The organism is Oceanobacillus bengalensis, from assembly GCF_003628445.1.
Taxonomy (GTDB): Bacteria; Bacillota; Bacilli; order Bacillales; family Amphibacillaceae; genus Oceanobacillus; species Oceanobacillus bengalensis.
Genome location: NZ_RBZO01000024.1, coordinates 28,437 through 40,387 on the forward strand (window position 1 = coordinate 28,437; position 11,951 = coordinate 40,387).

At 34.0% G+C, this 11,951-nt stretch carries 14 protein-coding genes; 9 read left to right on the forward strand and 5 right to left on the reverse strand.

Annotated features, from left to right (window positions below):
- Positions 1-265: 265 nt before the first annotated feature.
- Together D8M05_RS14310 and D8M05_RS14315 are read left to right on the forward strand one after the other, a co-directional pair.
- On the forward strand, positions 266-1,618 hold the full coding sequence (locus D8M05_RS14310) for an IS1182 family transposase (protein WP_121132964.1): 1,353 nt from the start codon (positions 266-268) through the stop codon (positions 1,616-1,618).
- 163 nt (positions 1,619-1,781) lie between these two features.
- Positions 1,782-2,696, forward strand: coding sequence for a D-alanyl-D-alanine carboxypeptidase family protein (locus D8M05_RS14315; RefSeq protein ID WP_342772265.1), 915 nt, complete (start codon positions 1,782-1,784; stop codon positions 2,694-2,696).
- 334 nt (positions 2,697-3,030) lie between these two features.
- On the opposite strand, the gene D8M05_RS14320 is transcribed toward D8M05_RS14315, so the two are convergent.
- A complete protein-coding gene (locus tag D8M05_RS14320; protein ID WP_121132966.1) occupies positions 3,031-3,237 on the reverse strand; it encodes a capping complex subunit for YIEGIA in 207 nt (68 codons plus the stop codon).
- A gap of 3 nt (positions 3,238-3,240) precedes the next feature.
- Entirely contained in the window at positions 3,241-4,146 is a 906-nt protein-coding gene (locus D8M05_RS14325; RefSeq protein ID WP_121132968.1) for a YIEGIA family protein, read from the reverse strand.
- A gap of 449 nt (positions 4,147-4,595) precedes the next feature.
- Between D8M05_RS14325 and D8M05_RS14330 the strand changes: the two genes are divergently transcribed.
- Both D8M05_RS14330 and D8M05_RS14335 read left to right on the forward strand, forming a co-directional pair.
- Positions 4,596-5,168, forward strand: a complete 573-nt coding sequence (locus D8M05_RS14330; protein ID WP_281271919.1) for an SCO family protein — start codon at positions 4,596-4,598, stop codon at positions 5,166-5,168.
- Between the two features lie 30 nt (positions 5,169-5,198).
- On the forward strand, positions 5,199-5,624 hold the full coding sequence (locus tag D8M05_RS14335; RefSeq protein ID WP_121132970.1) for a FixH family protein: 426 nt from the start codon (positions 5,199-5,201) through the stop codon (positions 5,622-5,624).
- Between the two features lie 308 nt (positions 5,625-5,932).
- On the opposite strand, the gene D8M05_RS20600 is transcribed toward D8M05_RS14335, so the two are convergent.
- A complete protein-coding gene (locus D8M05_RS20600) occupies positions 5,933-6,658 on the reverse strand; it encodes a ZIP family metal transporter (protein WP_245985384.1) in 726 nt (241 codons plus the stop codon).
- Between the two features lie 218 nt (positions 6,659-6,876).
- On the opposite strand from D8M05_RS20600, the gene D8M05_RS14345 reads away from it, so the two are divergent.
- From D8M05_RS14345 to D8M05_RS14360, 4 genes are all read left to right on the forward strand, one after another.
- Entirely contained in the window at positions 6,877-7,203 is a 327-nt protein-coding gene (locus D8M05_RS14345) for an ArsR/SmtB family transcription factor (RefSeq protein WP_121132972.1), read from the forward strand.
- A gap of 113 nt (positions 7,204-7,316) precedes the next feature.
- Entirely contained in the window at positions 7,317-8,261 is a 945-nt protein-coding gene (locus tag D8M05_RS14350; RefSeq protein WP_281271920.1) for a cation diffusion facilitator family transporter, read from the forward strand.
- Positions 8,262-8,461: 200 nt separating this feature from the next.
- Positions 8,462-9,088 (forward strand): copper resistance CopC family protein, encoded by a 627-nt coding sequence (locus D8M05_RS14355; RefSeq protein ID WP_121132974.1) that lies wholly within the window; start codon positions 8,462-8,464, stop codon positions 9,086-9,088.
- Between the two features lie 14 nt (positions 9,089-9,102).
- Positions 9,103-10,248, forward strand: coding sequence for a copper resistance D family protein (locus D8M05_RS14360; protein WP_121132976.1), 1,146 nt, complete (start codon positions 9,103-9,105; stop codon positions 10,246-10,248).
- A gap of 78 nt (positions 10,249-10,326) precedes the next feature.
- On the opposite strand, the gene D8M05_RS14365 is transcribed toward D8M05_RS14360, so the two are convergent.
- Together D8M05_RS14365 and D8M05_RS14370 are read right to left on the reverse strand one after the other, a co-directional pair.
- Complete coding sequence (locus D8M05_RS14365; protein WP_121132978.1) at positions 10,327-10,755, reverse strand: disulfide oxidoreductase; 429 nt, start codon at positions 10,753-10,755, stop codon at positions 10,327-10,329.
- 4 nt (positions 10,756-10,759) lie between these two features.
- Entirely contained in the window at positions 10,760-11,437 is a 678-nt protein-coding gene (locus D8M05_RS14370; RefSeq protein ID WP_121132980.1) for a DsbA family protein, read from the reverse strand.
- 206 nt (positions 11,438-11,643) lie between these two features.
- Here D8M05_RS14370 and D8M05_RS14375 point away from each other — a divergent pair, with 206 nt between their 5' ends.
- Positions 11,644-11,937: an ArsR/SmtB family transcription factor gene (locus D8M05_RS14375; RefSeq protein ID WP_379543224.1), complete on the forward strand. Its 294-nt coding sequence runs from the start codon at positions 11,644-11,646 to the stop codon at positions 11,935-11,937.
- Positions 11,938-11,951 lie beyond the last annotated feature (14 nt).

Here is an 11,951-nt window from a genome sequence, read left to right on the forward strand (position 1 = left end):
CTAAAATGAAATTTCCCTTGTTTAACACATTAAGCAGACACACTAGCCCTACTTGTATTTATCAAAAATATAGGTAGGTTCTTTTTCGTATTAGTTTATTACGGATTACTAACAATGTTAAAAAAATATTACATTTGAATGAATTTCATAATTCTTAGCCCTTGTATGACAAGGGATTTAAAACATAAAAAAGGAAGCACCTCCCCAAATCTTGTATAATGGTAGTTGACCAAAACAACCAAAAAAGACAGAAGGAGTGCTCCCTTTGACCATTATACGACAAACTAGCTTATTTAGCATCCAAGAATTATACGACATGGAACCTACCCAAAAATATGAAGCGATTATTTCAGCTTTAGATTTGGATGCAATTTATCGTGAAGTAACCAAAAAATCACGACTTGGTGCGCCAGAAGAACTAAATTATGCAGCCATGATTATTTCTACTTTTGTGAGATATATTGAACGTATCCCAACAATTAAGGATCTTATTAAACGACTTCATGATGATATCGCATTTAAGTTAAACTGTGGGTTTCTAGTTTCCGACGACATACCGTCTGAAGCGTCTTATTCTCGACTTGTAACAAAATTAAAGGAATGTAACATCTTTGAGAAAGAACAAGAAAAAGTTGTCCTTCAAGCAATCGCAGAAGGTTTTATCATGGATGATACAGTTGCCATCGACGCAACTCATTTTGAAGCACGTGATCAAGCACCGTCAAAAGTAGAAAAGCCAAAACCCGAACCTAAGAAACGCGGTCGCAAATCGAAAGAAGAGCGTGACGGGTGGCTAAAAGAACAAGCTGAAAAGGAAGCCAATCTGCCTCTTTATGAAAAGAAGATTGAAGCTCAGTTAGATGTGTCTTTAGCTGAGCTACGTGCTGAGGTTCCTCAAGACCCAAAATGGGGTGTGAAAAAGAACTCAGAGGGTAAAAATGTCTTTTGGTTTGGCTACAAAGGACACTTGGCTGTTGGCACATCGAGTCAATACATTTTACAGTCACTTTTTTCTTCAGGCAGTCTAAATGACGGAAAGGCAGCTATTCCATTACTGAAGGGGATTCATGAACAACTTCCCCTCCCATCGTTGCGTTATCAAACAATGGACGCCGGTTATGATTATGACCCAATATACGAACAGGTTCATCAAATGGGACAACAATCCGTGATAGCTTATAATAAGCGAAATGAAGGAGAGCCAATTGGTTTCGATAAATATTTTGCCCCAACTTGTTTTCGTGAGCATTCCTATCGCTATGACAGTTTTGACGCTAAATATGAAACCCTGAAATACACGAGACCAAAAGAATGTAATGACTGTCCATTAGCTAATGAAGGTATTTGTCAAAAGGTTTATAAGGTTAAAATAACCCAAGACCTTCGAAGGTACACAGCACCAGCCCGTGGATCTAAAGCTTGGAAAACCACTTTTAAACGTCGTACGGCCGTTGAACGGGTCAATGCATATCTTAAGGAATTCTTTCAACTTAACAATGTTCGTTATCGTACTGGGGAACGCGCAAAAATTCATTTTGACATGGTAACGCTTATTTACAATGCATCAAAATTAGCTGCGGATCGTATTAATGCACAATTAAACCAACAAGCTGCATGATTTCTGTTTTTAAAAATACAATTAGAAATTCTGTTGGTCTTTGTATTTTTAAAAAGAGCAATTATGAAATTGACTCATTTAATAAAAATCAATAATTCCTAATCAAAAATAATTTAAAATGTAACAAGGAAAAGCATCATTTATTGTTAGTAGGTGTAAAATAGTGAATAAATTTGTAATATTTATTGTATTTATTGTTTCCATGAATATTCTATTCATGTCTAAATCCCATGCTGAATCTAATAATACTCCTCCTAAATTAGTTAGTGAAGCTGCAATTATGATAGATTCCCAAACGGGTACTGTTCTTTATGAAAAAAGTGGTAATAAGGAGATGTATCCTGCAAGTTTAACGAAGATTGCAACTGCGATTTATGCTATTGAAACTGGTAATCTTGATGATGTAGTAAAAGTAAGTGAAAATGCTAGAGATATAGAAGGTACTAGAGTCTATTTAGAGGAAGGAGAAGAGGTAACTCTAAGAACACTAATACAAGGATTACTAATAAACTCTGGCAATGACGCTGGAGTAGCAATTGCAGAACACATGAGTGGTAGTGTTGAAGGTTTTTCATCTGATATAAACAAATATTTACAAGATATAGTTGGTGTAAAGAATACACATTTTGAGAACCCACATGGTCTTTATGAGCCTAAACACGTTACTACTGCAGAGGATTTGGCCAAAATAACCCAATATGCTATAAAAAATGAGACATTTCGAGAGATATTTGGTACAAAAGAGTTGAAATGGGACGGTAATTCATGGGACACCACACTTTATACGCATCACAAATTAATGAGAGAAATGCCTTATGAAGGGATTACAGGTGGAAAGACGGGTTTTGTTAACCAATCTGGTTTTACACTAGCAACTACAGCCAAAAGAGACAATTTGAGTCTAATCGTAATCACATTGAACAGTTATATTCAATCAGCCGCATACACAGATACTATAAGTCTACTAGACTATGGGTTTAATAACTTTGAAACATCTAGGATTGAGGAAGGGAATATATTTACGGTTGGTAATCAGGAGTATAGGACAACCAAGGAAATTATTATACTCATTCTATAAATGAAAAGTTAAGCAAGAAAGTTAGTGATGAAGGAATTTTAGAAATAATAACCCAAGACGGAAGTGTAGTATCTTCATATCCTTTAAATAAAATTGAAAACGTTGGGACAGCTGGCAAAGAGCAAAAAAATAATGAGAAAAGTACTTCAAGTGGAGATGTAAAAGCAAGCTCTGTTATTGGAGGGCATTTTCTTGAATTTATATTTGCCATGATACTCTGTTTAGTTATTGTAGGTGGTTTCATTTATCATACTAGGGAAATAGTAAAGAAAATAAGTATTTCGGATGGGACTGGTCAGTAATGGCTAAGCCCCATACCGAATATAATTAGCTTCTACACTCGTAATATCATATAGTCTCCGTTTGTTAATTGTACAACATCCGCTTTCATTGCCTTTGCAATATCAACAGTCATTTCTTTACAGGATTCCTCTGAATCAGCAAAAAGAGTTAGACAATTACTTGTCAAAACTCGCTCTTTTTCCCTTGTTATATATGCAAGAATCCTATAATCAGGCTTCATGGTTGATTCTCTTCCCATTTCTTATTCTCCCTTCAGGTTTGTTTTCATAACGCTATGGGACTTCTTAGAACTTTCAAGTAAAGGGCATTTTTTAACTACTTCTATTAAAGCATCAATATCTTGCTTAATTGGAACAAGACAAATGACAACTCTGCCTTGTTCATAATCCTTCCTAGTAAAGTGATAACGCTTATTACCTAGCGCTCTTGTTGCCTCAAATAGGGCTGCTTGCCGTTGACCAAAATTGTCTAAGTTGATTCGATAATGATTTTCATTAGGATGAATGACAACAGCCATGCCTTCTTCTTTGAACAATTTTTTAGCGTTATCTGTACCTAGAAGGTTACTAACATAAATCCCATCCACAAAGAGGCTAGAATCTTTGACTTCAATTTTACCTTCTTTAACCTGTGCAATGTCTCCAATACTTTTTCCTTTTGTGAAATTCTTTAGAAAAAATACAACAGCTACTCCGACTAATATGCCAGCAATAATATTTATCCATAAATTTAATGGCATTATGGTTGTTGTTAATGAAACAAAAAATGCAGTAATAAAAGCAATGTAGTTACGGGATTCAAAAGTTTTAGCAATCCCGTCGATATAAGCCGTTCCACGATATGTGTATTCTGTGTTTTCCAAATCACTTAGACTTTCTTTCTCCATTTTCCTTACATCTCTAAATTGTTGTAATGCCAATGTAAGAAAAGTAACAGCAACGAAGTTCTTACTGATTAATGCTGGTATGGCAACTGCCCCTAATGCGGCCGCAACAAAACCAGTAATAACGTGAATTAAGTATCCATTTGGATAACTTGGATATTGTCTATAGTCTTCTTTTAAAACCCATACTCTTGCCAGTGTCCCGATAATTACAGCGGTTATAATAACACTTAGATCTTCGAAGGATAAAAACTGTCCCTCCATTCTAACACTCCTGACCTATTAAATTTAACCTTATTCTATCCTTATCTGACTAATGTATGAAAAAAAGACCTAATAGGTCTTTTGTGCTAAATATTCAATTTATCAAAACCCTGTAGTTGAAGGGGGGATGATTAAGTTTAAATTTTCTACTTTTCGAAACCTCGGTATTAATCTCTTGGAATGAATTTATCATGACAATCTTAAGGTAGAACACTTTTTATGTTGTAATCTATACCTTTTTAAACATTTGGTGAAATTTAATTTATTTAGACATGTTTTCACAAACCTTTCACATTAAAACCATTGATTAGTTAACCTAATACTGATACATTTTGGTAAAAGTCTAATCAAATTGGTAAGGGGGATAAATCGGCTGTTACCAACTGGACTGAAAAATAATATTATTAGCTACTTGTAAATTGATAAATGTTAGAAAGGATGGGGGTTTATTGAAACGACTACTAGTTCTAATGATTGTTCTTATCATTTTCCTAGTTGCTTGTGGTGAAGAACTTGAAACAAATATGTCAAAAGAAGTTATGGACTTTGAGTTTACAACTCAAGACAAAGAAGCACTAGCCTTAGAAGAATTGAAAGGTGAGTGGTGGATTGCAGATTTTATATTTACAAACTGCACAACTGTCTGCTTACCAATGACATCTAATATGTCTAAAATTCAGGACAAAATGAGAGAAGAAAATTTGGGTGCTCAACTTATATCATTCAGTGTTGACCCTAAGTACGACACACCTGAAGTTTTAAAGGAATATGCAGAAAGTTATCAGGCTGATTTGGAGAATTGGACCTTTTTGACTGGATATGATTTTCAAACTATAAAAGAGCTATCGGTAAAATCATTTCAGTCCGCTCTAGAAAAGCCACCAGAAGGTTCTGACCAAGTAATGCATGGTACTAGATTTTATTTAGTAAATCCAGAAGGGGAAGTCGTTAAAAATTACAAAGGTGTCGAATCTGAGTCGATAGAACAAATTATTAATGATCTTAAAGTAGTACTTAAATAATCAATGATTCAAAATCGGAGGATTATAAGAATGAGAATAAAAATATGTTTATTAATGTTAGTTTTATTAATAGGATTATTAGCAGCATGTAGTAATGGATCTGAAGATGGGAATAATCAGGAAACAGACGAACTAAAAATGCTTGAAGTTGAATTCCAAGTTCCAGAAAAAGCTGATATTGGCGAAACAATAGAATTGAAGGCAATCGTTTCATATGGCGATGAAAAAGTGAAAGATGCGGATGAAGTCGAATTTGAATACTGGGAAAAAGGAAACGAAGAAGATAGTACAAAGATTAAATCCAATAATAATGGGGATGGCACGTATACTGCTGAAGTATCCTTTGATACTGAGGGGATCTATGAAATGTATGCTCATACGACGGCAAGAGATTTACATACAATGCCTAAAAAATCTATAACAATTGGTGAAGGTACTAGTACTGATCAAGAATAAGGACTTCGTGGAAGCATAAAATCATGTGGATAACGAATAGATAGTAACAAAAATAACCTATCTCTCTAGTCATAGGTAGAAGAGATGGGTTATTTTATTACATTATGACCGCAGTTACCACTTTTGTTATACAATACAACCTTTCTATGCGGGTTCGCTTAGAGGAAAAAAGTGCTAAGGTCAAGTACATATCCGATTGGGTGGGTCATTCCTTTTATGATAGAAACTACTGAATATTTAGGATTTGCATTAATGAATAATTTATTCATCAAGGTATGTTTACAATGAAAGGCGTAACATTTTTTTCCTTAAAGTGAAAAGTTCATGTACAAATAAATAATTCCAAATCCAAACAGCCCAATCACTAAGGAAAATAATAAAGTAGAATTCCTAACTGCTTCCCCGAAAATCTCTTTTACTGCAACCATAAAAATGATAGCAATGGAGAGGTTTATCATAAATGCAAGTAAGGAAGGAATTCCTAAATTGAATGATTGTCCTAGCAATGTTCCTAAAGCAATTGGTAGTGTAATAATGGCAGTAATAAAAACACAAGTAAATATGCCAAATCCAGCTAGAAACAATGGAGTAAAGACAATTATCCCCTCTGGTATGTTATGTAACACAAGTGTTGTTAGCATTAGACCACCTATATCCGTACCCATTGTTGGTCCAAGCACAATACCAACTGGGAAATTGTGAAACGCAATGCTAAAGGCTAAAAGCACCCCAGAACGAACAAAAATGTCTTTTTGATGACTATCTGTGATGATCGTAATTTTATCCATCAATTGATGAATGTATTGAAATAGTAGCAAGCCAATTGCAATTCCAATGGCGAGAATTATCCAACCACCTAACTCAATACTTTCAGGAATCATTTCAAGAAATAATAATCCAACTATAAGACCAGCGCATAATGAATAAATAAAGCCAAATCCTCGTTGGAATCCCTTCATTATCCATGCAAGTCCACCACCAATACTAATGCCAAGAGCGGAGGCGAACGCACTAATTATCCAAGCTGTACCCATATAATCGCTCCCTAAAAAAGGTTGTCTCTTATTTTATATTGTTATCGACTAATGATTATACTGTTTATTTATAATACTAATTGACAATCGTATTTGATATATATAAAATATGAACATATACTAATATATGCATATATCGGTTGGATTATAATATAGTCTACTTAATCTAATTTTTACTCGGCTTATATACATATAAATTTTACAAGGGGGAAACTGCTATGGAAGATAACAAGGAACGTGCAGAAATAGACAATAAGGACTTGGATGAAGAAACATTATTTGTAGTATCGCAAACTTTTAAAGCATTAGGAGATCCAACCAGAATACGGATTCTTAACTTATTGTTTCATAAAGAATTCTCTGTAAATGGAATTTCAGAAACCTTACACCTTAGACAATCGACTGTTTCACATCAATTACGTTTTTTGAAAAATTTACGCTTAGTCAAATATCGTAGGGAAGGGACAACATTATATTACTCTCATGATGATGAGCACGTAATGAATATGTTAAGGCAAACTATAGAACACGCTTGTCATAATTAGTATTCCATAACCAATAATAAAGGTTAAGAAAAAATAATTTGCGTCATTAATATTGTTATATGAACATGTATAAATATATACCACATACAAATTAAAAGTAGGAGGTTTTACAATTGGGACACGATCATGGACATGACCATACACATGGAGCAAACAAAAAGGCGTTAATGATTAGTTTTATCATTATTACAGGTTATATGATTATTGAAGCGATTGGCGGATTCATTACCAATAGTCTTGCGTTATTATCTGATGCAGGACATATGTTAAGTGACTCCGTATCACTTGGAGTCGGATTATTGGCCTTTACACTTGGGGGAAAAGTGGCTAATTACAGTAAAACTTATGGATATAAACGATTTGAAATATTAGCAGCTGTATTTAACGGGGTCACACTCATATTAATTTCCATCTATATATTTTATGAAGCTTATCACCGCTTTACAGAACCACCTGAAGTTGCATCGACTGGAATGCTAATTATTGCTTCTATCGGTTTATTGGTAAATATCTTTGTTGCATGGATATTAATGCGTGGTGATACAGAAGAAAATTTAAACTTACGTGCAGCCTTTCTTCATGTGTTAGGGGATTTACTTGGTTCTGTTGGCGCAGTTACTGCAGCATTGTTAATAATGTTCTTTGGATGGGGTTGGGCTGATCCACTAGCGAGCGTTATTGTAGCAATTCTTGTGTTAATAAGTGGTTGGCGAGTGACGAAAGATGCTGTACACGTATTAATGGAGGGTACTCCCAAAAATGTTGATTTGGACAACATTATAAAAATAATGGAGAATGTTACAGGTGTATTAAGTATTCATGACTTACACGTTTGGAGTATTACCAGTGGACAAAATGCTCTCTCATGCCATGCGGTGGTAGACGGGAATTTATCAGTTCTTGAAAGTCAAAAAATATTGAGAACAATAGAGCATGAATTAGAGCACAAAGGTATTGGTCATGTGACCATTCAGATGGAAAATAATGATCACCCTCACGAAGACTCATTAATGTGTCAAAACGATCATGAATCCCATGACCATGACCATCAACATTAGAAATCATTAAAAATTCTATATACTAATCAGCTTCCATTTAACTTAATGGGGGCTTACTTTTTGTCAATAATCTATATCACTAATTATAGTTATATTATTGACGATTTACTTACAATTGAGACAGACTAATTATCTTTTATTCAGTTAATGATATGATTCTGATGAAGGTAATTTAAATTACTTAGGGAAAGGAAGATTATATGGTTAAAGTAAGAGGGATTTATCTATTGTTAGTTGTAATAATTTTATTTAGTATTATCCCATTTAGTATGGCTAGTGCACATTCTGTTCTAGAAAAAGCAACACCAACAGATGGAGAACAACTAGAAGAAAGTATAGATAGTATAGAGTTATCATTTAACACTAAAATTGAAAACGGGAGTACTCTCTCCCTTGTAAATGATACTGGGAAGGAAATTCAACCTTCGTCTGTTGAGATAACGGATAATGTGTTAAAAGCAGCATTTCAGGACGCACTTGAAGCAAGTACTTATCAAGTAAATTGGAAAATAGTTGGAGCAGACGGTCATCTTATTGAAAATCAATATTCTTTTACTGTAAAGGGATCTGAAAATAATCAGTCTGAGGACAATGGAGTCCAAACCAAAGATGAACAAACTGATAGTAGTTCAAATAATGAGGAACTTAATGGTGAAGAGGCAAATGGAAATGAATTAAATCAAGATTCAGAGAAGCAAACCTCGACAGAACAACAAACAGACGATGAGAGTGAGCAATCTTCTGTGGTATCTGTAATTATTATTTTCCTATTTATCTTTGGCATATTATTAATAGTATGGATGATAATTGGTAAACGGAAGAAATAAGAGGGAGGTGCTTTATGCTATTAATTTCACTAACTGAGTTTTTGTTGTATATTTGTTTTTCCTTACTAATCGGATATTTTATTCTATCCTTAGTTTCAGAAAATAAAAGACCAACTATATATATACCAAAGAAAGTTCTTTATATAGTCGCAGGTATAATACCTATTGCAGCTTTCCTACCAGTTTTCCAAACCGCCATAATATTGGCTGGTGATTATGACTTTTGGTTAGTTATAAAAAACGTTGTATTTACCTTTGAAATAGGAAAAGCATGGTTGTTCATGACTTTTGTATCAATTATTTTAATTTGTGTATTATTTGCCAAAAACTTCAAATCAAAAACACATTTAATAACATGGGCTCTTGTTCTTACTTTGCTAATGCTTCTCGGTTATACAAGATCCAGCCATGCCGCAACAATTACAGAATGGCAAGGATTTCTTTTCCATTCACTACATTTTCTTGCGGTAACCATTTGGATTGGTATTTTATTTGTTGTAAGTTGGTTCTCCAAAAATAAAAATAATTGGTCAGCATTTCTTAAGTGGTTTACTCCTGTTGCTATCATCTGTCTTGCTATTACTATTGTGGCTGGTTACTTTACAATGGAGATTGATATTAATTCATACGACGATCCAAATGCAACTGTTTTACAAGAATACCAGAATGGCCTTATTGTAAATTATGGACAAGCACTTTTATTAAAACATATATTTATTATTTCATTAATTCTATTTGCATTCATTAATGGGATTCTATTTAGGCGAAAAAATAATCAGGAATCATTCAATCCTCTAAAATGGGCGAGAGCAGAAAGTGCTTATGCACTAATTGTGTTTGGATTGACTGCATTTATGGGACAGTCATGGCCGCCACATCAAATCTATATGCTGTTAATAACGGAAGGTGCTTCACCACTTTTTGAAGCTATATATGATGGGGAAATTGTAAATGTAATACAAAATGCTAGTAGTTCAGACACCTTTAATGTAACAGTATCCTTTGGAATGGAAAGTTACTTGTTATTTGGATTAGGGTTATTATTTATGGTATTAACCATTTTTGCTGCTATTAAAAGGAATTCCGTTTTTATTTCAACATTCTCTGCGTTATTAATGGTCCTATCCGTGTACGTTGGAATAATGTTAGGGGTTCAGTAGGGTAGAAGTATAAGAAGGTATAAAAAGTAAATGAAAAGAGGTGCAATTCATGTTTATATGGAATTGCACCTCTATTTATTATTGGTTTTTCTTTGGGTTCTTAATAAATAGCATAAATACGATAATTAGAGTGAAACCAACGAATGCTAAAAATGGTATTGTAATAAATCCAAGCAAATTAATATACTCGGCACTACATGGAACGCCATTGGCACATGGCTTAATTGCTGCAAAACCCGGAACTTTTTGCTCTAAATAGTGAAAGAGTGAAATAGACCAGCCGATGATGGCCATTGGTAACACATACTTCTTAACAGACCGGTCATTTTGAAATGTTGCTATTCCAAGTAATAAAGATAATGGATACATCAGAATACGCTGATACCAGCAAAGTTCACATGGAACAAACCCTCTTATTTCACTAAAGTAAAGGCTCCCAAGTGTTGCAACAACCGAAACTAGCCAAGCAACATAAAGTGATAGCTGAGAAATATCTACTTTCTTCATAATCCTAATCTTCCTCTAAAGCGTCATCTATAGCTTTTTTAATTGCTTCATAGTCAAAAGGGTCTTCAATCATTGTTTCATTAACCATAATAGTTGGTGTTAGTTGGACATCGAATTCTGTTACCAATTCTGTATCCTTATTGACTTCATTCATTTCGGAATTGCTTTCAATTGCCGTTTTTAATTTATCCGTATCAATGCCTGACACTCCACTTGCTACTTCAAGAATCTTTTCTGTTGTAACCCAACTACTGTCATGATTCACACTTGGTTGTTCCTTAAAGAGCGCTTTATGAAATTCCCAGTATGCTTCAGGATTTTGTTTGTAAACTGATTCCGCAGCTAATGACGCCAACTTCGATTCTTCACCGTGAAATAAAACATTTATAAACGAGAATTTAACCTTCCCTGTGTCAACGTAATCACTTACTAATTGTGGGTAAATATTTTCCCCCCATGCTTTACATGAAGGACATTTAAAATCACCAAATTCCACTACTGTTACAGGGGCATCTAAATCACCTAACGTAGGTTGTCCATCTATTGTTGGTTGTTTGTCAAAAGTTGTTTCTTCATTTGATTCAGAATTATTGTTATTGATAACGACCAAAGCAACTATTAATGCAACAATAACTAATGTGATAATTACAACAAATTTAAATGGGGAATTATTATTTTTCATCAATGCACCTACCTATTCTTTAGTAAATTTCATTTTACCATCAAACTTTTATGTGTAAGGCTTAATCCTATATTGTTCAAATACTTTTCACAATTGAAAGTTTGACACACATATTAGTGATTGCTAATATGATAATATCAGAACATATTAGTGATGTCTAATATAAGGAGGGTACTTACTTGTTAAAAGTCGATATTGATACAAAAATGAAGTTCTTGCACGGCTTTTCACATAAAACCAGAATTCAAATACTCGAAAGTATAAAAACTGAGGAAAAAACAGTTTCTCAAATTGTTGACGATTTAAATGGCAATCAATCGAACATATCACAGCATTTGGCGTGCTTAAAAGGTTGTGGGCTTATTGTCGGGAGACAAGATGGAAAATATGTATATTACCGCGTGCGTAATCAACTAGTACGTGATTTATTAACCATGTTTGATGTGGTGCTTGAAGATGTTCAAAATGATATTGCTTGTTGTAAAAATCATATAGATTAATGGAGGTGGAATGA